Origin of the sequence: Variovorax sp. H27-G14, from assembly GCF_046156345.1 — a bacterium.
GTDB lineage: Bacteria > Pseudomonadota > Gammaproteobacteria > Burkholderiales > Burkholderiaceae_C > Variovorax.
In genome coordinates this window covers 41,169-59,717 of sequence record NZ_JAYLVN010000027.1, presented here as the reverse complement: position 1 = coordinate 59,717, position 18,549 = coordinate 41,169, and the positions used below count along the sequence as shown (strand labels likewise).

Below are 18,549 nucleotides of genomic sequence, written 5' to 3'. Positions count from 1 at the left end.
TGCAGGTCGCGCGAACTGTTTACCTGAAGGCAGCGCGGGCGATCAGCCCGGCTGGCCCTGCACGGCGACCGAGGCACCGCCCGACGCCGCAGGCGCCTTGGGCGCGCTGGCCGCGGCCGGCGCACTGCGCCCGAGGTTGGCCGACACGATGCGGTCGACTTCGGCGTCGGCCCCACGGTCGAGCTGGCTGTACACGGCCGTGGTCTGCGTGAGCGCGGCGGCGCGCGGCGCGTCGGCCAGCATCTTGCCGCTCTTGGAGGAGATGTCGATCTCGGCGTCCATCGACAGGCCGATGCGCAGCGGGTTGGCCTTGAGCTGCTCGGGGTCGAGCGCAATGCGCACGGGCACGCGCTGCACCACCTTGATCCAGTTGCCGGTGGCGTTCTGCGCCGGCAGCAGTGCAAACGCACTGCCGGTGCCCACGCCCAGGCCCGCGACCTTGCCGTTGTATTCGACCTTCTTGCCGTACAGGTCGGCCGTGAGCTTGACGGGCTGGTCGATGCGGATGTTGCGCAGCTGCACTTCCTTGAAGTTGGCGTCGACCCACAGCTGGTTGAGCGGCACGATCGACATCATCGGCGTGCCGGCGGCGACGCGCTGGCCGAGCTGCACGGTGCGCTTGGCAACGTAGCCGTCGACCGGCGCGGGCATGGCCACGCGCTGCGTTGCCAAATAGGCCTCGCGCACCTTGGAGGCGGCGGCCAGCACGCTCGGGTGCTGGGCCACGCTGGTGCCTTCGGTCAGCGACTGGTTGCTCACCAGTGCTTCCTTGGCGGCCACCACACCGGCCTGCGCCGCGGCGAACTGGCTCTTGGCGGTGTCGAGCGCCGTCTCGGCGTGGTTGAGTTCTTCTTTCGACACGGCGCCGTTGCCCGACAGCGCGCGGCGGCGCTGCAGGTCGTCCTGCGCCTTGGCGATGTCGCTCTGCGCCTTCACGATGTCCGACTGGCGTAGCGTGACCTGCGCGGCCAGCGAGCCGTTGTTGGCGTACAGCGTGCGCACCTGGCGCACGGCCTGCGCGAGCGCGGCCTCGGACTGATCGAGCGCCACCTTGGCGTCGGCTGGGTCGAGCTGCACCAGCGGCTGGCCGGCCTTGACGAAGTCGGTGTCGTCGGCGCCGATGGCCATCACGGTGCCGCTGATCTGCGGCGTGATCTGGATGACGTTGCCCGACACGTAGGCGTTGTCGGTGTCCTCGTAGTGGCTGGCAACCAGCCATTCGTAGAGGCCCCAGCCGCCGCCGGCAACGATCACCACCGCGGCCAGCGCGGTGAGTGCGCGGCGGCGCTTGCCGTTGGCGGCGGGCGCTTCAGGCGCGTTGGGGTTGGTGGAGGCTGCGGCTGCAGCGGGCGTCGGAGTGTTGTTATCGCTCATGGTGAAGTTCTTTCCGAAGACGAGAGGGTCGTGTCAGTTCAATTCAATTCAGTTCAATGCGGCCGTGGCGGTGGTCGGGGGCTGCCAGCCGCCGCCCAGTGCACGCGCCAGCGCCACCTGCGTGTCGAGCGCACGCGCGGCAAGATCGACCGCCAGGCGGCGTTGCGCCAGCACGGCGGTTTCCGCCGTCAGCACATTGAGGTAGTTGCCCAGGCCGGCGCGGTAGCGCTGCACGGCGATGTCGTAGGCGCCTTCGGCCGCGGTCTGCGCGGCGCGTTGTTCGGTCTGCTGACGGCCGATCGACTGCGCGCTCGCAACCTGGTCGGCGGCGTCGCGCACGGCATCGATCACGGTGGCGTTGTAGCTTTCGATGGCCACGTCGAGGTCGGCCGACTTGCCGCGCAGGTTGGCGCGCAGCTTGCCGCCTTCGAAGATCGGCAGGCTGATGGCCGGGCCCACGCCCCACTGCTCGCTGCCCGACTTCAGCAGCTTGCCGAAGCCCAGGCTCTGGAAGCCGGCGAAGGCCGTGAGATTGACGTTGGGATAGAACAGCGTCTTGGCGTTGGCCACGTCGCTGGTGGCGGCCTCCACGCGCCAGCGCGCGGCGGCAATGTCGGCGCGGCGGCCCAGCAGGTCGGCCGGAATGTTGCCTTGCGGCGCCATCGGCCGCACGCTGGCAAGCACCGGCGGCTTCAGCAACGCCGACACATTGGGCTGGCCGACGAGCGCATCGAGCGCGTGCTGCTGCAGCGCAATTTGCTCGTTGAGCGCTTCGATCTGCTGGCGTGCCTCGGGCAGGCCGCCTTCGCTCTGGCGCAGTTCGAGGCGGGTGTCCAGGCCGGCCGAGACGCGGTCGCGCACCAGCTTCAAGGTTTCGTCGCGCTGGGCCAGCGTGCGCTGGGCCACGGTGAGCTGGTCGTTCAGGCGGGCCCATTGGAAGTAGCTGCGCGCCACGTTGCTCGCGAGCAGCACGCGGGCCGCGTCGGCGTCGGCGGCGGCGGCGTTGGCCGCGCCAATGGCGGTGTCCAGCGCGCTTCGGTTCTTGCCGAAGAAGTCGATCTCCCAGCTGGCGCTGAGCTGCAGCAGGCCGATGTTCTGCGTGGAACCGCCCAGCGGTGCCGGGTAGATGTAGTTGCTGTTGAACTTCTGGCGGTTCAGGTCGAGGTCGCCCTTGACCTGCGGCTTGAGGGCCGCACCGGCAATGTCGGCCGAGGCCTGCGCGCGCGCCAGGCGGGCCTGCGCGACCTGCAGGTTCGGGTTGCCGGCCACGGCCTGGTCGATCAGCGTGTTGAGTTGCGTGTCGCCGAAGGCGAGCCACCACTGGGTGTCGAGCCTGGAGGCGGGTGTGGCGGCGGTGTCGGGCGCGATGCCCAGAGACGCGGCATCGCGCAGCTTGGCCTGCGAGCCGATGCCGGCCATGTCGGCACAGCCGGCAAGGGCGACGACGAGCAACGCGGCGGCCACGACAGAAGTGCGACGCGGCGCGACGGCAACCGAGATGCGACGCTGCGCGACGGCAACTGAGATGCGACGCTGCGCGCGCATGGCGAGGGAATCAGTCATTTTTATCTCCACGGACCGCAAGGGCCTGTGCGTTGTCGAGGATGCGGCGCAGGTAGCCTTTCAGCTGCTCCCACTCCTCATTGGAAAAACCTGCAAGGTGTTCGTTCTGCACGCGGCTCAGCACGTAGGGCACTTCCTTGGCGGCGGAACGGCCTTCGTCGGTCAGCTCGATGTTGACCACGCGGCGGTCTTCGAGCGAGCGCACGCGGCGGCACAGGCCCTTGGCCTCGAGGCGGTCGAGCAGGCGCGTCATGGCGCCGGTGTCGAGCTCGCAGGCACGCGCCAGTTCGGCCACCGTGGTGGCGGCGCCCGTGTGCAACTTGTAGAGAGGCACCCATTGCGGATAGGTCGGGCTGCCGGGCTCGCAGATGCGGCTCTCGATCGACTGGCCCACGGCCGTCACGATGCGGCGCATCAGGTAGCCAATGCTCTCCTCGGCCTGGTAGGTCTCGGGCCGGTAGAAGGCGGCAGGCGCGCGACGCTCGGCGTCGGATTGCGCCGACGTGGCTTGGGTGGAATTGGCATCGCTCATGGCCGAAATATTAGTTGCCGCGGCAGTTATTGTCAAGGCTGCCTTTGTGGCGGCAAGGGTTCGTTAGAATCGCCGCATGGCTTCTACCCCACCGTCTTCCCAGGCCAAGGGCTCGCCCCGGTCGCTGTCGGGCCTGAGCCCTTTTCTTCGCCCCTACCGCTTGCAGATAGGCCTGGCGGCCATCTTTCTGGTGATGGCAGCGGTCACGACGCTGGCTTTTCCTATCGCCTTGCGGAGCCTGATTGACGGAGGCTTGATCAACCCCGACAAGGGCGCCCAAACGATGGCTCTGCGCGAGCACTTCGGCGCCCTCTTCGCGGTGGCCGTGGCGCTGGGTCTTTTCTCGGCGGCGCGCTTCTATACGGTGAGCTGGCTGGGCGAGCGGGTCACGGCGGACATCCGCAATGCGGTCTACGGCCGCGTGCTCAAGCAGAGCCCCGCGTTCTTCGAAACCACGCAGACCGGCGAAGTGCTCTCGCGCCTCACGGCCGACACCACGCTGGTACAGACTGTCGTCGGCTCCTCATTGAGCATGGGCCTGCGCAACGCGGTGATGGGCGTGGGCGCGCTGGCCGTGCTGGTGTGGACCAACCCCTATGTGATGGTGCAGGTGCTGGGCATTCTGGTGCTGGTGGTGCTGCCGAGCATGTGGTTCGGCCGACGCGTGCGCAAGCTCTCGCGTGCCAGCCAGGACCGCGTGGCCGACTCCAGCGCCATCGCCGCCGAGGTGCTGAACGCCATTCCCGTGGTGCAGAGCTACACCGCCGAAGGCCGCGAGGCCACGCGCTTCAACGGCTCGACCGAAAACGCCTTTCGCACCGCCGTGCGCCGCACCCGGGCGCGTTCGGTGTTGGTGGCATTCATCATCATCGCGACCTCGGCCGCGCTGCTCTGGGGCCTGTACCAGGGCACGCAGGCGGTGCTGCGCGGCGACATCACTGCGGGCCACCTCGGCCAGACCGTGGTGTACGTGGCCATCCTGGCCAGCGCGACCGCGGTGCTGGGCGAGGTGTATGGCGACTTGCTGCGCGCAGCCGGCGCTACCGAGCGGCTGATGGAGCTGCTGCACGCGCCCGCGGCCATCGTGTCGCCCGCGAATCCGGCGGTGGCGCCCGTGCCTGTTGCAGGCAGCGCCATTCGATTCGATGCCGTGACCTTCCACTACCCTTCCCGACCCGGCACCCCCGCGCTGCGCGATTTCAGCCTGGACGTCGCGCCCGGTGAAACCGTGGCGCTGGTGGGCTCCAGCGGTGCGGGCAAGAGTACGGTGTTCCAGCTGCTGCTGCGCTATTACGACCCGCAGTCGGGCAGCCTGCTGCTCGACGGCACCCCGCTCGCGTCGCTCGCCCTGTCGGACCTGCGCACCCGCATCGGCCTGGTGCCGCAAGACGCGGTGATCTTCTCGACCAGCGCGCTGGAGAACATCCGCTACGGACGCCCCGAAGCAACTGCAGACGAAGTGCATGCCGCGGCGCGCGCCGCCTTCGCGCACGACTTTCTGCAAGCGCTGCCCGAGGGCTACGACACCTTTCTGGGCGAGCGCGGCGTGCGCCTGTCGGGCGGACAGCGCCAGCGCATCGCGATTGCGCGCGCCATCCTCAAGAACCCGCCGCTGCTGTTGCTCGACGAAGCCACCAGCGCGCTGGACGCGGAAAGCGAACGCATGGTGCAGGCGGCGCTGGAGTCGGCCATGGCCAACCGCACGACGGTGGTGATTGCCCACCGCCTGGCCACGGTGCAGAAAGCCGACCGCATCGTGGTGCTGGACCACGGCGGCATCGTCGAACAGGGAACGCACGCGACGCTGGTCGCGCAAGGTGGCGTGTACGCACGGCTGGCCGCTCTGCAGTTCACAGCCTGAGCAAGGCTGTGTCCGGCGGGGCCTAGGCTACTGCAGGGTTTCCTTGAGCGCCGCCGGAATCGGCAGCGCCATCACCGGAATGCCTTCGTCGAGCAGCGCCTCGGTCTGCTCGGGCGTGGCCTGGCCGCGAATGCCGCGCTCCTGCACTTCGCCGTAGTGCATCTTGCGGGCTTCGTCGGCAAAGCGATCGCCGACGTCTTCGGTCTTTGCCAGCACCTCGCGCACAGCGCGCATCCAGCGGGCTTCGGGCGACGGCGCGGCGGGAAGGTTCGACGCGGAACCCGTTACGGGCGCTACAGCTTCCCGCGGTGCCTTGGCATTGCCCAGATTGAGGCGCGGCGCGCTCAGCAGCTTGACGATGGCCGTGTCGCCACAGACCGGGCATTCGACCAGCCCGCCTGCCAACTGCGTCTCGAAGGCCTCGCTGGACGCGAACCAGCCCTCGAAGCCATGGCCATGCGCGCAGCGGAGATCGAGAACCTTCATGCGCGGATTATCCCGCGCGGCCTTCTGCCGGCACGGGCTGCCAGTCCAGTGCCCATGCGCCGGAAAGGACGTTTTGCAGCCAGAGCGTGCAGGTGAGCGTCTTGGCGTCGGTCACCGTGCCGTCGCGGCACCAGCCCGCGAGCTCCTCGGGCGAAGCCGTGAACACGTCCAGAAACTCGCCGTGGTCGAGCTTGCGCTCGCCCAGCGAGAGGCCGCGTGCAAAGTAGATGTGAATGATCTCGGTCGAATAGGCCACGGCCAGATGCATCGCACCCGCATGTGCCCATTCGCGCGCGGTGTAGCCCGTTTCCTCGAGCAGCTCGCGCCGCCCGCACACGAAGGGGTCTTCACCCGCGTCGATCTTGCCGGCTGGAAACTCGATCATCACGTGACCGATGGGATAGCGAAACTGGCGCTCCAGCACCACACGACCGTCGTCGAGCAACGGAATGACGACCACCGCACCCGGATGCACCACGTACTCGCGCGTGGCCGTGTGGCCATCGGGCAGGCGAATGGTGTCGCGCTTGGCCTTCAGGAAGTTGCCCTTGACGAGCTCCTCGCTGCTGATGAGCTCTTCGCGCAGGTGCAGGTCGGTGGCGGGCAGGGTCGCGGTCGGGGTGGTGGCTGAAGTCATGTCGTCAGTGCCTGTGTTTCATCAGGTAGCGCCAGGTGAACCCGGGAAAGGCCAGCACGATGAACAGCGCACCGGTCACCGCGTAGAACTCCCAGCCCTGCGGCGAAATCTGCCCTGCCCTGCGCTCGAACAGCAGCCCGACAGCGCCGGCCACAAAGTACAAGACCACCAGTTCGGCAAGGCGCACCGCGAGCGACTTGGGCTTCGTCGGCAGCGGCACGACGCCGAACAGGCGGTCGTTGAAGAAAGGCAGGTTGGCAGCCATCAGGGCCACCAGCAGAACCACCCAGACCGACGCGGTTTGCGACACCGTGAATGACGGGCCGGGGCCGCGTCAGTGCGCCAGGGTTGCCACGATCGCGTCGTAGCAAAGGGTCATCAGGCCGCCGGGCACGATGCCCAGGATCAGGATCAGTGCGCCATTGATGGCAAGCACCACGCGCACGTCGCGCGGGGCCGACACGGTGGTGGCCGTGACGGGTGCGTCGAAGTACATCACCTTGACCACGCGCAGATAGTAGAAGGCGCCAATCAGCGACATCATCACCGCGAACACCGCCAGGCCGATGTAGATGGCCTGGCCCGACGCAATCAGCGCCTGCAGCACGGCCAGCTTGGCGTAGAAGCCCACCAGCGGCGGCAGGCCGGCCAGCGAGAACATCGCGATGGCCATCACGCCGGCGTACAGCGGGCTGCGCTGGTTCAGGCCGGCCAGGTCGGTGATCTCTTCGCTTTCGAAGCCTTCACGCGCCAGCAGCAGGATGATGCCGAAGCTCGCCAGCGTGGTCAGCACGTAGGTCACGATGTAGAACATCGAGGCGCTGTAGGCGAACTGTGCGTTGTAGGTGCCTTGCTGGTCCGAACCCGCCACCAGGCCGAGCAGCATGAAGCCCATCTGCGAGATGGTCGAGTACGCCAGCATCCGCTTCAGGTTGCTCTGCGCAATGGCGGCCAGGTTGCCGACCAGCAGCGAGGCGATGGCCAGCACGGCCAGCATCTGTTGCCAGTCGATGGCCAGCGGCTGCAGAGCGTCGACCAGCAGGCGAATGATGATCGCGAAGGCGGCCAGCTCAGGCGCGGCGCCAATCAGCAGCGTGATGGCAGTCGGCGCGCCCTGGTACACGTCGGGGACCCACATGTGGAACGGCGCTGCGCCCACCTTGAATGCCAGGCCGGCCACGATGAACACCAGGCCGAACACCAGCACCTGGTGGTTCACCTTGCCGCTGGCAATGGCCTTGAACACTTCGTTCACGTCCAGCGACCCGGTGGCGCCGTACATCATCGACAGGCCGTACAGCAGGAAGCCGCTGGCCATTGCGCCAAGCACGAAGTACTTCATGGCGGCTTCGCTGGCCACCGCGTTGTCGCGGCGCAGCGCCACCAGCGCATAGCTCGAGAGCGTGAGCAGTTCCAGGCCCAGGTAGATCAGCAGAAAGTTGCTGCCCGAGATCATCACGAACATGCCCAGCAGCGCGAACATGCTCATGGTGAACATTTCGCCGCCGCGCAGCATGTCGCGGTCGGCCGCGTAGGGACGCCCATAGACCAGCGTGACCATCAGCGCGATGGTGGCGAAGCACTTGAGCCAGTTGCCCATCGGGTCACTGACGACCATGCCGCCAAAACCGTACGCGGTCTTGCCGTTGAGGGCCGCAAGGCCCGACAGCACGCCGACGACGGCCAGCGTGAGCAGCGTGAGCACATAGGTGCGCGTGCGGCGGTGGTCCGTGGTGGACAGGTCGACCAGCGCAATGATGCAGGTCATGACCAGCAACACGATTTCCGGGTAGATCGTGACCCAGCTGATTTTGTCAATCATCTCGTTCTCTTGTTCAGCGTGGAATCAGGAAGGCAACTTCGAAACTGCCACATGGCGCAGCAGCTCGACCACCGAGGCGTCCATGGCGTCGGTGAAAGGCTTCGGATACAGGCCCATCCACAGCACGGCGATGGCCAGCAGCGAGAGCATCACGAACTCGCGGGCATTGATGTCCTTGAGCTCCTTGACATGGTCGTTGCCGACCGGGCCCAGGTACACGCGCTTGTACATCCACAGGGTGTAGGCCGCGCCAAAGATCAGTGCCGTGGCGGCACCCAGGCCGACCCAGAAGTTGGCCTTGACGGCGCCCAGAATCACCATCCACTCGCCCACGAAACCGGCGGTGCCCGGCAGGCCGCAATTGGCCATGGCGAACAGCAGCGCGAACGCGGCGAACTTGGGCATGGTGTTGACCACGCCGCCGTAGTCGGCAATCTGGCGCGAGTGCACGCGGTCGTACAGCACGCCGATGCCCAGGAACATGGCGCCCGACACGAAGCCGTGCGCAATCATCTGCACGATGCCGCCGGATACGCCGAGCTCGTTGAAGATGAAGAAGCCCAGCGTCACGAAGCCCATGTGCGCGACCGACGAATAGGCCACCAGCTTCTTCATGTCCTGCTGCACCAGCGCCACCAGGCCCACGTAGATCACTGCGATGAGCGACAGCGCAATCATGAGCCAGGCCCATTCGTGCGATGCGTCGGGAGCGATCGGCATCGAGAAGCGCAGGAAGCCGTAGGCACCCAGCTTCAGCATGATGGCCGCCAGCACGGCGGAGCCGCCGGTGGGCGCCTCCACGTGCACGTCGGGCAGCCAGGTGTGCACCGGCCACATCGGCACCTTCACCGCGAAGGCCGCGAAGAAGGCGAAGAACAGGAAGGTCTGCGCAGTCGACCCCAGCGGCAGCTTGTGCCAGGCCAGGATGTCGAAGCTGCCGCCCGACTTGTTGTACAGGAAGATCAGCGCCACCAGCATCAGCAGCGAGCCGAGCAAGGTGTACAGGAAGAACTTGAACGCCGCGTAGATCTTGTTCGGTCCGCCCCAGATACCGATGATCAGGTACATCGGGATCAGCGTGGCCTCGAAGAACACGTAGAACAGGATGCCGTCCAGCGCGGAAAACACGCCGATCATGAAACCCGACAGGATCAGGAACGCACCCATGTACTGGTTCACGCGTTCGGTGATCACTTCCCAGGCGGAGATCACCACGATGACCGTGATGAACGACGTCAGCAGCACCAGCCAGAGCGACATGCCGTCGATCCCGAGGTGGTAGTTGACGTTGAAACGCGCGATCCAGCTCGTCTTTTCGACGAACTGCATGGCGGCGGTTCCGTTCTTGAAACCCGTGAACAAGGGCACGGTGACCAGGAAGCTCACGATGGCGCCGACAAGGGCAACCCAGCGAACGCCCTTGGCGTGCTCGTCACGCCCGAACGCCAGCAGCGCGACGCCGAATGCGATCGGCACCCAGATGGCAAGGCTCAACAAACCCATTTTTCTTTTTCTCCAGCGCTAGGCTCAGCGTTTGAACCAGACGAAATACGTCATCAGAACGAAGATGCCGAGCAGCATCGCGAAGGCGTAGTGGTAGATGTAGCCAGACTGCATCCAGCGCACCACACCCGAAATACGGCCGATCAGTTTCCAGGAACCGTTCACGACGGCACCGTCGATCACGGCCTGGTCGCCACCCTTCCACAGACCGGTACCCAGCGCACGCGTACCGCGGGCGATGATGTTCTCGTTGATCCAGTCGAGGTAGTACTTGTTTTCCAGCAGGCGATAGATCGGGCCGCAGGCACGCTTGATCGCGGCCGGCAGCGCCGGGTTGATCATGTACATGTACCAGGACAGGACCACGCCAGCCAGTGCCAGCCAGAACGGCGCCGTCGTCAGGCCGTGAAGGGCCATGGCCACCGGACCGTGGAAGCCTTCTTCCAGTTCCTTCATGGCGTGGTGCTTGACACCGTCCACGAAGATCGCGTTCTTGAAGAACTCGCCGAACAGCATCGGCTCGATCGTCAGGAAGCCGATCACCACCGACGGAATGGCCAGCAGCACCAGCGGCAGCCACACCACCAGCGGCGACTCGTGCGGCTTGTGGTCGTTGTGACCGTGGCCGTGATCGTCATGGCCGTGGGCGTCGTGCGCATGGTCGTCATGGTGCGCGTCGGGGTTCTGGTCGTAGCGTTCCTTGCCATGGAAGACCAGGAAGTACATGCGGAACGAATAGAACGCCGTGATGAACACGCCGGCCAGCACCGAGTAGTACGCAAAGTTTGCGCCCCACAGGTGGCTCTCGTGCACCGCTTCGATGATGCTGTCCTTCGAATAGAAGCCGGCGAAGAACGGCGTGCCGATCAGTGCAAGCGAGCCCAGCAGCGACGTGATCCAGGTGATGGGCATGTACTTGCGCACGCCGCCCATCCAGCGGATGTCCTGGTTGTGGTGCATGCCGATGATCACCGAGCCGGCACCCAAGAACAGCAGCGCCTTGAAGAACGCGTGAGTCATCAGGTGGAACACCGCGACCGAGTAGGCCGAGGCACCCAGCGCCACCGTCATGTAGCCGAGCTGCGAGAGCGTCGAGTACGCAACCACGCGCTTGATGTCGTTCTGGATGATGCCAAGGAAGCCCATGAACAACGCAGTGATGGCGCCGATCACCAGGATGAAGCTCAGGGCCGTATCGCTCAGCTCGAACAGCGGCGACATGCGCGCCACCATGAAGATGCCGGCGGTCACCATCGTTGCCGCGTGAATCAGCGCGGAGATGGGGGTCGGGCCTTCCATCGAATCGGGCAGCCACACGTGCAGCGGAAACTGCGCGCTCTTGCCCATCGCGCCAATGAACAGGCAGATGCAGATCACCGTGATGAGCATCCATTCGGTGCCCGGGAAGGTGATGCCGGCCAGCATGTTCGCCTTGGCGAAGGCTTCGGTGTAGTTCAGCGTGCCTGCGTAGGCCGCGATCAGGCCAATGCCCAGGATGAAGCCGAAGTCGCCCACGCGGTTGACGAGAAAGGCCTTCATGTTCGCGAAGATGGCGGTCGGCTTGTTGAACCAGAAACCGATCAGCAGGTACGACACCAGGCCCACCGCCTCCCAGCCGAAGAACAGCTGGAGCATGTTGTTGCTCATGACGAGCATCAGCATCGAGAAGGTGAACAGCGAGATGTATGCAAAGAAACGGTTGTAGCCGTCGTCTTCTTCCATGTAGCCGATGGTGTAGATGTGCACCATCAGCGACACGAAGGTCACCACGCACATCATCATGGCGGTGAGGCCGTCGACCATGAAGCCGACTTCCATCTTCAGGCCGCCGACCACCATCCATTCGTAAAGGGTGGCGTTGAAGCGGGCACCGTCGGACACCACGCTCTTCAGCGTCATGACCGAGATGATGAAGGCGACCAGCACGCCCAGGATGGTCAGCGAATGCGTGACCTTGCGGCCGATGTGATTGCCACCGAACTGGGTGCCGAACAGGCCTGCGACGGCAGCGCCGACCAGGGGTGCCAGCGGCACGGCCAGCAGTGTGGATGCGGAAAGGGTTGCGCTCATGCTGATTTCAACCCTTGAGCGAGTTGAGTTCGTCGACGTTGATGTTGGACTTGTTGCGGAACAACAGGACCAGCAACGCGAGACCGATGGCCGACTCGGCCGCAGCCACCGTCAGGATGAAGAACACGAAGATCTGTCCGTGCATGTCGCCCAGGAAGTGGGAGAACGCCACGAAGTTCATGTTGACCGCCAACAGCATCAGCTCGATGGCCATCAGCAGAACGATCAGGTTCTTGCGGTTCAGGAAAATGCCGATCACCGACAGCGCGAAGAGCATCGCGCCGAGCGATAGAAAGTGTCCGAGCGTGAGCGTCATGCCTTGGTTTCCTTTGCAGCGTCCGCAGCCGCAGCCACGGGTTCGGCCGCACGCGTCACCGGCATCTGCACGATGCGCACGCGGTCGCGGGCCTTCACGCGCACCTGGTCGGCCGGGTCGACGTACTTGCTGTCCTTGCGGGTGCGCAGCGTCAACGCGATGGCAGCCACGATGGCCACGAGCAGGATGACCGCGGCAATCTCAAGCGGGTAGAGGTATTCGGTGTAGAGCAGCTTGCCCAGCTCGAGCGTGTTGGAGGCGTTGGCCGCCATGGGCCCGGAGGTCGCGCGCGGTGCCTCGCCCAGGCGGAAGCCGCCCATGAGCACGGCCGCCATTTCGAGCGCAATGAGCGCGCCCACGCCAGCGGCCAGCGGAAAGTGCTTCCAGAAGCCCTCTCGCAAGCCGTCGACGTTGATGTCCAGCATCATCACGACGAACAGGAACAGCACCATCACGGCACCGACATACACCAGCACCAGCGCAATCGCGAGGAACTCGGCGCGCAGCAGCAACCAGATGGCCGAGGCCTGGAAGAAGGCCAGCACAAGGTACAGCGCGGCGTACACGGGGTTGCGGGCGGTGATGACGCGGAACGCTGCAAACAGCAGCACCGCGGCAAACAGATAGAACAGACCGGTCTTGACGTCCATGGAATTCGAATGGGTTCGGGCTGGTCGGATTCAGCGGTACTTGGCGTCAGCCGCCTTGTTCGCTGCAATTTCGTTTTCGTAGCGATCGCCCACGGCCAGGAGCATGTCCTTGGTGAAGTACAGGTCGCCGCGCTTCTCGCCGTGGTATTCGAAGATGTGCGTTTCCACGATCGAATCGACCGGGCAGCTCTCTTCGCAGAAACCGCAGAAGATGCACTTGGTCAGGTCGATGTCGTAGCGCGACGTGCGGCGCGAGCCGTCGTCACGCACTTCCGATTCGATGGTGATGGCCAGTGCCGGGCAAACGGCCTCGCAGAGCTTGCAGGCAATGCAGCGCTCTTCGCCGTTCTCATAGCGGCGCAAGGCGTGCAGGCCCCGAAAACGCGGCGACAGCGGCGTCTTTTCTTCGGGGAATTGCACCGTGATCTTGCGGGCGAAGGCGTACTTGCCGGTGACGGCCAGGCCCTTGAACAACTCGAACAGCATGAAGCTGCTCAGGAAGTCCTTGAGCGAGAAAGGTGCGGAAGCAAGCTTGGAAGGGCGCGTGGGCGCGCCGGCGGTGTGCGCAGCAGTCATTTTTTGGGCGCTTCCTGTTATTTCCAGATGTTGAACGGCGTCTGCATCCAGCCACCGACCACGACCAGCCACACAAGGGTGACGGGAATGAAGATCTTCCAGCCCAACCGCATGATCTGGTCATAGCGGAAGCGCGGGAACGTCGAGCGGACCCACAGGAACATGGTGACCACGCAGAAGGTCTTGGCACCGAGCCAGATCCAGCCCGGAATGAAGCTCAGGAAGTCGAACGGCGGCAGCCATCCACCCAGGAACAGCACCACGGTGAGGATCGAGACAAGCCACATGTTGGCGTACTCGGCCAGGAAGAACATCGCGAAGCTCATGCCCGAGTACTCGATCATGTGACCGGCCACGATTTCAGATTCGCCTTCCACCACGTCGAACGGGTGGCGGTTGGTCTCGGCCAGGCCGGAGATGAAGTACACGACGAAGATCGGCAGCAGCGGCAGCCAGTTCCACGACAGGAAGCCGACACCCAGGTTGGCGAACATGCCCTTGCCCTGAACGTTGACGATCTCGCTCATGTTCAGGCTGCCGGTGACCATCAGCACTACGACGAAGCAGAAGCCCATCGCAATTTCGTAGCTCACCATCTGTGCCGAGGCGCGCAGCGCGCCCAGGAAGGCGTACTTCGAATTAGAAGCCCAGCCCGCGATGATCACGCCGTACACCTCGAGCGAGGTGATGGCCATCACGAACAGCAGGCCGGCATTGATGTTGGCCAGCGCCACATCGGGGCCGAACGGAATCACGGCCCATGCGGCCAGCGCCGGCATGATGGTCATGATCGGGCCCAGCAGGAAAAGGCCCTTGTTGGCAACCGTCGGAATGATGATTTCCTTGGTCATCAGCTTGAGAGCGTCGGCAATTGGCTGCAGCAGGCCCAGCGGGCCGGTGCGGTTGGGGCCGATGCGGATCTGCGTGAAGCCAATGGCCTTGCGTTCCCACAGCGTGAGGTAGGCCACGGCCCCCATCAGTGGGATGACAACCACGATGATCTTGATCAGCGTCCAGACCACGGGCCACACCACGGCGGTCCACCAGCCTGCGGCGACCAGCCCCTGGCCGAAGCCATGAATTGCGTCGATCATGCCAGTGCCTCCTCGGCACGAGCCGCTGCGACCGATGCATGGCGTGCATCGGCTGTCAGCTGCAGCGACGGTGCGCGACGCACGATCGAATCCAGCTGGTAGATGCTGGCGGCCACGGGCGCTGCAACAGCACCGCTGGCGGCCACGGCATGGGCGGACGTGGCGTTGCTCAACGCGTTCGCCGGCACCGCGCCCTGCTCACCAATGGTGGCCAGTACGTCGGAGGTCGACTCGAACGCGAAGCCCGGCAGGCCCAGCAGGTTGGCGAGCACGCGCAACACCTTCCACGCCGGACGCGTTTCGCCTTGCGGCTTCACGACGGCATGGAAACCTTGCAGGCGGCCTTCGGCATTGACGAAGGTGCCCGGCGTTTCGGTGAACGGAGCAATAGGGAGCAGCACGTCGCTGAACGCCAGGTTGGCCTTGAAGGGGCTGAGCGTGACGACCATTTGCGCATTGCCGATGACATCGGCCGCGGCAGCACCGGCGGCCGAGTCGAACACCGGTTCGGTGTTCAGCAGCATCACGGCCTTCAGGCCGGAGCCTGCGGCGAGCATGCGGCCGGCATCGAGACCGCCGTTCTTCGGGAATGCACCGACCAGTTGCGCGCCCACGGTGTTGGCGGCTTCGGTCAGGTAGCCGACGGTGGCGCCGGTTTGCGCGCCGATCCAGCTTGCCAGTGCCAGCAGGCTGCTGGCATGGGCGTGATGGGCGGCGGCATTGCCGAGCAGCACGGCCTTGCGTTCGCCGCTCAGCAGCGAGGCGGCGATGGCCTTGGCGGCATCGTCGGGTGCGTTCTTCGGCGCCAGCGGCGCGGGGGCGCCATTGGTTTCGCCGATGGCGGCGGCCACGGCGGCCAGCGCTTCGACCCATTGGTCGGCTTCGACGATGGTCGACTGCGCCACGTTGATGGCCCAGGCGTCGCGGTCGGCCATAAGACCGGCCGAAGTGATCACCGACAGCGCGGCGCCCTTGCGCACGGCCTGGCGGATGCGCTGTGCAAACAGCGGATGGTCCTTGCGCAGGTTCGAGCCCACGACCAGCGCGCGCTGCACTTGCGTGAGCGAAGCGATCGAGGTGCCGAGCCAGCGCACGCCTTCGAACGCCGTGAATTCGGCATTGCGCAGGCGATAGTCGATGTTGTCGCTGCCGAGTTCACGCGTGAGCATGGCGGCGAGCTGCAGTTCTTCGAGCGTGCTGTGCGGGCTGACCAGCGTGCCGATGCTTTGGGCACCGTGGTCGGCCTTGATCTGGCGCAGGCCGTTGGCCACGTATTCCAGCGCGGTCTGCCAGTCGACCTGTTGCCATTGGCCGCCCTGCTTCAGCATGGGCTGCGTCAGGCGTTCCGTGCCGTTAAGCGCTTCGTACGAGAAGCGGTCGCGGTCGGCAATCCAGCATTCGTTGACGTCTTCGTTCTCGAGCGGCACCACGCGCATCACGCGGTTGTTCTTGACCTGGACGATCAGGTTGGCACCGGTGGAGTCGTGCGGGCTCACCGACTTGCGGCGCGACAGTTCCCAGGTGCGGGCGCTGTAGCGGAACGGCTTGCTCGTGAGCGCGCCGACCGGGCAGATGTCGATCATGTTGCCCGAGAGTTCGGAGTCGACCGAGTCGCCCACGAAGGTTTCGATTTCGGAGTGCTCGCCGCGCTGGGTCATGCCGAGCTCCATCACGCCGGCCACTTCCTGGCCAAAGCGGACGCAGCGCGTGCAATGAATGCAGCGGCTCATTTCTTCCATGCTGATCAGCGGGCCCACGTCCTTGTGGAACACGACGCGCTTTTCTTCCTCGTAACGCGAAGAAGAACCGCCGTAGCCCACGGCCAGGTCTTGCAGCTGGCACTCGCCGCCCTGGTCGCAAATGGGGCAGTCGAGCGGGTGGTTGATCAGGAGGAACTCCATGACCGACTGCTGCGCCTTGATGGCCTTTTCGCTCTTGGTGCGAACAATCATGCCCTGCGTGACGGGCGTGGCGCAGGCCGGCATTGGCTTGGGCGCTTTTTCCACGTCGACCAGGCACATGCGGCAGTTGGCCGCAATGCTGAGCTTCTTGTGATAGCAGAAGTGCGGGATGTACGTGCCCGCCTTGTCGGCTGCATGCATGATCATGCTGCCTTCGGTCACGTCGACCTTCTTGCCGTCGAGTTCGATTTCAACCATATGTGTGTTTCTCGCGCTCAGGCCTGGACCGGCGCTTTGGGAACGTAGCCCGGAATCAGGGCTTCGAACTCATGACGGAAGTGCTTGATCATGGCGCGCACCGGCATGGCCGCTGCATCGCCCAGGGCACAGATCGTGCGGCCCTGAATGTTGTCTGCCACGGAGTTCAGCAGGTCCATGTCGTTCGCCCTGCCCTGCCCGTTGTGGATGCGGTCCACCACGCGGTAGAGCCAGCCCGTGCCTTCGCGGCACGGCGTGCACTGGCCGCAGGACTCGTGCATGTAGAAGTACGACAGGCGCTTGAGCGACTCGACCATCGAGCGACTGTCGTCCATGACGATCACCGCGCCCGAGCCCAGCATGGAGCCGGCCTTGGCGATGGAGTCGTAGTCCATGGTGCAGGCCATCATCAGGTCGGCCGGCAGCACGGGCGACGACGATCCACCGGGAATCACCGCCTTCAGCGTGCGGCCCTTGCGAACACCGCCACACAGCTCCAGCAGCTTGGAGAACGGCGTGCCCATGGGCACTTCGTAGTTGCCGGGCAACTCGACGTCGCCGCTCACCGAGTAGATCTTGGTGCCGCCGTTGTTCGGCTTGCCGCACTCGAGGTAGGCCGGACCGCCGTTGCGGATGATCCAGGGCACTGCCGCGAAGGTCTCGGTGTTGTTGATGGTGGTCGGCTTGCCGTACAGGCCAAAGCTGGCCGGGAACGGCGGCTTGAAGCGCGGCTGGCCCTTCTTGCCTTCGAGCGACTCGAGCAACGCGGTTTCTTCACCGCAGATGTAGGCGCCGAAGCCGTGGGCCGCGTGCAACTGGAAGTTGTACGTGCTGCCCATGATCTTGTCGCCAAGGTAGCCGGCGGCGCGCGCTTCTTCAAGCGCCTCTTCGAAACGGTCGTAGCTCTGGAAGATCTCGCCGTGGATGTAGTTGTAGCCCACGCTGATGCCCATGGCAAAAGCAGCGATGGCCATGCCTTCGATCACGATGTGCGGGTTGAACTGCAGGATGTCGCGGTCCTTGCACGTGCCCGGTTCGCCTTCGTCCGAGTTGCAGACCAGGTACTTCTGGCCCGGGAACTGGCGGGGCATGAAGCTCCACTTCAGGCCGGTCGGGAAACCCGCGCCGCCACGCCCGCGCAGGCCGGAGGCCTTCACTTCGGCAATGACCTGCTCGGACGTGAGGCCCTCGGTCAGGATCTTGCGCAGTGCCTGGTAGCCGCCGCGCGATTCGTAGTCGGCCAGGCGCCAGTTGGTGCCGTCGAGGCCCGCATAAATTTGCGGCTCGATGTGGCGGTCATGGAAACAGGTCTGGACGCCCGTTGCCTGGAACTGCTGGAGTACTTGTTCGGGTGACATCAGGCAGCCTCCCCTTTGGTCGAGGCACGCAGGCCTTCGATGAGCTGGTCGAGCTTTTCGTTGCTCATGAAGCTGCACATGGTGCGGTCGTTGACCAGCATCACGGGCGAGTCGGCGCAGGCGCCCAGGCACTCGCTTTGCTGCAGCGTGAACAGGCCGTCGGCCGTGGTCTCGCCCATCTTGATGCCGAGCTTCTTCTCGAGGTGCACGAGGGCGGTGACGCCGTCGCGAAGCTGGCAAGGCAGGTTGGTGCACACGTTGAGCTTGAACTTGCCCACCGGGTGCTGGTTGTACATGTTGTAGAAGGTCGTCACTTCATGCACGGCGATGGGCGCCATGCCGAGGTAGTCGGCAATCTCGCGTTCGCGCTGAAGGCTGATGTAGCCCTCGCCTTGCTGGACGATGGCCAGGCAAGCCATCACGGCGGATGCCTTGCCGGCTTCGGGGTACTTGGCAACCTCGCGCGCAAAGCGCTCGAGGGTTTCTGCCTTCAGCGGGGCCGAAGGCGCCGCGTCATGGTGGTGGGTTGAGGAAGTCATTCGCTCTTT

Annotated in this window: 17 protein-coding genes; 1 reads left to right on the top strand and 16 read right to left on the bottom strand. The window is 65.0% G+C overall.

Features of this window, described 5'->3' with window-relative positions; genetic code table 11:
• Positions 1 to 42: 42 nt before the first annotated feature.
• Genes VLK31_RS33400 through VLK31_RS33390 form a run of 3 tightly spaced genes read right to left on the bottom strand, consistent with a single transcriptional unit; the run spans position 43 to position 3,469 of the window.
• Entirely contained in the window at positions 43 to 1,374 is a 1,332-nt protein-coding gene (locus tag VLK31_RS33400; RefSeq protein WP_409172784.1) for an efflux RND transporter periplasmic adaptor subunit, read from the bottom strand.
• Between the two features lie 48 nt (positions 1,375 to 1,422).
• Positions 1,423 to 2,919 carry an efflux transporter outer membrane subunit gene (locus VLK31_RS33395; RefSeq protein ID WP_409172794.1) on the bottom strand — a complete coding sequence of 499 codons (1,497 nt, stop codon included), beginning with the start codon at positions 2,917 to 2,919 and terminating at the stop codon, positions 1,423 to 1,425.
• Positions 2,920 to 2,929: 10 nt separating this feature from the next.
• A complete protein-coding gene (locus VLK31_RS33390) occupies positions 2,930 to 3,469 on the bottom strand; it encodes a MarR family winged helix-turn-helix transcriptional regulator (RefSeq protein ID WP_409172783.1) in 540 nt (179 codons plus the stop codon).
• A gap of 76 nt (positions 3,470 to 3,545) precedes the next feature.
• Between VLK31_RS33390 and VLK31_RS33385 the strand changes: the two genes are divergently transcribed.
• Positions 3,546 to 5,330 (top strand): ABC transporter transmembrane domain-containing protein, encoded by a 1,785-nt coding sequence (locus VLK31_RS33385; protein WP_409172782.1) that lies wholly within the window; start codon positions 3,546 to 3,548, stop codon positions 5,328 to 5,330.
• Positions 5,331 to 5,357: 27 nt separating this feature from the next.
• On the opposite strand, the gene VLK31_RS33380 is transcribed toward VLK31_RS33385, so the two are convergent.
• Genes VLK31_RS33380 through nuoE form a run of 13 tightly spaced genes read right to left on the bottom strand, consistent with a single transcriptional unit; the run spans position 5,358 to position 18,540 of the window.
• Complete coding sequence (locus VLK31_RS33380; RefSeq protein WP_409172781.1) at positions 5,358 to 5,816, bottom strand: DUF1178 family protein; 459 nt, start codon at positions 5,814 to 5,816, stop codon at positions 5,358 to 5,360.
• Between the two features lie 7 nt (positions 5,817 to 5,823).
• Entirely contained in the window at positions 5,824 to 6,453 is a 630-nt protein-coding gene (locus VLK31_RS33375; protein ID WP_409172780.1) for an NUDIX domain-containing protein, read from the bottom strand.
• 4 nt (positions 6,454 to 6,457) lie between these two features.
• On the bottom strand, positions 6,458 to 6,763 hold the full coding sequence (locus tag VLK31_RS33370; protein ID WP_409172779.1) for a DUF2818 family protein: 306 nt from the start codon (positions 6,761 to 6,763) through the stop codon (positions 6,458 to 6,460).
• Between the two features lie 24 nt (positions 6,764 to 6,787).
• Positions 6,788 to 8,275 (bottom strand): NADH-quinone oxidoreductase subunit NuoN, encoded by a 1,488-nt coding sequence (gene nuoN, locus VLK31_RS33365; protein WP_409172778.1) that lies wholly within the window; start codon positions 8,273 to 8,275, stop codon positions 6,788 to 6,790.
• 24 nt (positions 8,276 to 8,299) lie between these two features.
• Positions 8,300 to 9,778 (bottom strand): NADH-quinone oxidoreductase subunit M, encoded by a 1,479-nt coding sequence (locus VLK31_RS33360; RefSeq protein WP_409172777.1) that lies wholly within the window; start codon positions 9,776 to 9,778, stop codon positions 8,300 to 8,302.
• A gap of 24 nt (positions 9,779 to 9,802) precedes the next feature.
• Entirely contained in the window at positions 9,803 to 11,848 is a 2,046-nt protein-coding gene (nuoL, locus tag VLK31_RS33355; RefSeq protein WP_409172776.1) for an NADH-quinone oxidoreductase subunit L, read from the bottom strand.
• Between the two features lie 7 nt (positions 11,849 to 11,855).
• Positions 11,856 to 12,164 (bottom strand): NADH-quinone oxidoreductase subunit NuoK, encoded by a 309-nt coding sequence (gene nuoK / locus VLK31_RS33350; RefSeq protein WP_019653383.1) that lies wholly within the window; start codon positions 12,162 to 12,164, stop codon positions 11,856 to 11,858.
• On the bottom strand, positions 12,161 to 12,814 hold the full coding sequence (locus VLK31_RS33345; protein WP_409172775.1) for an NADH-quinone oxidoreductase subunit J: 654 nt from the start codon (positions 12,812 to 12,814) through the stop codon (positions 12,161 to 12,163). Before VLK31_RS33345 ends, nuoK begins: the two co-directional genes overlap by 4 nt.
• 30 nt (positions 12,815 to 12,844) lie before the next feature.
• Positions 12,845 to 13,390 carry an NADH-quinone oxidoreductase subunit NuoI gene (gene nuoI, locus VLK31_RS33340; RefSeq protein ID WP_409172774.1) on the bottom strand — a complete coding sequence of 182 codons (546 nt, stop codon included), beginning with the start codon at positions 13,388 to 13,390 and terminating at the stop codon, positions 12,845 to 12,847.
• 17 nt (positions 13,391 to 13,407) lie between these two features.
• Positions 13,408 to 14,484 carry an NADH-quinone oxidoreductase subunit NuoH gene (nuoH, locus tag VLK31_RS33335; protein WP_409172773.1) on the bottom strand — a complete coding sequence of 359 codons (1,077 nt, stop codon included), beginning with the start codon at positions 14,482 to 14,484 and terminating at the stop codon, positions 13,408 to 13,410.
• Positions 14,481 to 16,643 carry an NADH-quinone oxidoreductase subunit NuoG gene (gene nuoG / locus VLK31_RS33330; protein ID WP_409172772.1) on the bottom strand — a complete coding sequence of 721 codons (2,163 nt, stop codon included), beginning with the start codon at positions 16,641 to 16,643 and terminating at the stop codon, positions 14,481 to 14,483. The genes nuoH and nuoG overlap by 4 nt, the downstream gene beginning before the upstream one ends.
• A 17-nt stretch (positions 16,644 to 16,660) precedes the next feature.
• Complete coding sequence (gene nuoF / locus VLK31_RS33325; RefSeq protein WP_409172771.1) at positions 16,661 to 18,001, bottom strand: NADH-quinone oxidoreductase subunit NuoF; 1,341 nt, start codon at positions 17,999 to 18,001, stop codon at positions 16,661 to 16,663.
• Positions 18,001 to 18,540 carry an NADH-quinone oxidoreductase subunit NuoE gene (nuoE, locus tag VLK31_RS33320; protein WP_409172770.1) on the bottom strand — a complete coding sequence of 180 codons (540 nt, stop codon included), beginning with the start codon at positions 18,538 to 18,540 and terminating at the stop codon, positions 18,001 to 18,003. Before nuoE ends, nuoF begins: the two co-directional genes overlap by 1 nt.
• Between the last annotated feature and the right edge of the window lie 9 nt (positions 18,541 to 18,549).

Coding starts and splice junctions, on each gene's coding strand:
- VLK31_RS33345 (WP_409172775.1), bottom strand. CDS start 12,814: ATGGACGTCAAGACCGGTCTGTTCTATCTGTTTGCCGCGGTGCTGCTG.
- nuoH (WP_409172773.1), bottom strand. CDS start 14,484: ATGATCGACGCAATTCATGGCTTCGGCCAGGGGCTGGTCGCCGCAGGC.
- VLK31_RS33395 (WP_409172794.1), bottom strand. CDS start 2,919: ATGCGCGCGCAGCGTCGCATCTCAGTTGCCGTCGCGCAGCGTCGCATC.
- VLK31_RS33390 (WP_409172783.1), bottom strand. CDS start 3,469: ATGAGCGATGCCAATTCCACCCAAGCCACGTCGGCGCAATCCGACGCC.
- VLK31_RS33400 (WP_409172784.1), bottom strand. CDS start 1,374: ATGAGCGATAACAACACTCCGACGCCCGCTGCAGCCGCAGCCTCCACC.
- VLK31_RS33375 (WP_409172780.1), bottom strand. CDS start 6,453: ATGACTTCAGCCACCACCCCGACCGCGACCCTGCCCGCCACCGACCTG.
- VLK31_RS33360 (WP_409172777.1), bottom strand. CDS start 9,778: ATGGGTTTGTTGAGCCTTGCCATCTGGGTGCCGATCGCATTCGGCGTC.
- nuoI (WP_409172774.1), bottom strand. CDS start 13,390: ATGACTGCTGCGCACACCGCCGGCGCGCCCACGCGCCCTTCCAAGCTT.
- nuoE (WP_409172770.1), bottom strand. CDS start 18,540: ATGACTTCCTCAACCCACCACCATGACGCGGCGCCTTCGGCCCCGCTG.
- nuoL (WP_409172776.1), bottom strand. CDS start 11,848: ATGAGCGCAACCCTTTCCGCATCCACACTGCTGGCCGTGCCGCTGGCA.
- VLK31_RS33380 (WP_409172781.1), bottom strand. CDS start 5,816: ATGAAGGTTCTCGATCTCCGCTGCGCGCATGGCCATGGCTTCGAGGGC.
- nuoF (WP_409172771.1), bottom strand. CDS start 18,001: ATGTCACCCGAACAAGTACTCCAGCAGTTCCAGGCAACGGGCGTCCAG.
- VLK31_RS33385 (WP_409172782.1), top strand. CDS start 3,546: ATGGCTTCTACCCCACCGTCTTCCCAGGCCAAGGGCTCGCCCCGGTCG.
- nuoK (WP_019653383.1), bottom strand. CDS start 12,164: ATGACGCTCACGCTCGGACACTTTCTATCGCTCGGCGCGATGCTCTTC.
- nuoN (WP_409172778.1), bottom strand. CDS start 8,275: ATGATTGACAAAATCAGCTGGGTCACGATCTACCCGGAAATCGTGTTG.
- nuoG (WP_409172772.1), bottom strand. CDS start 16,643: ATGGTTGAAATCGAACTCGACGGCAAGAAGGTCGACGTGACCGAAGGC.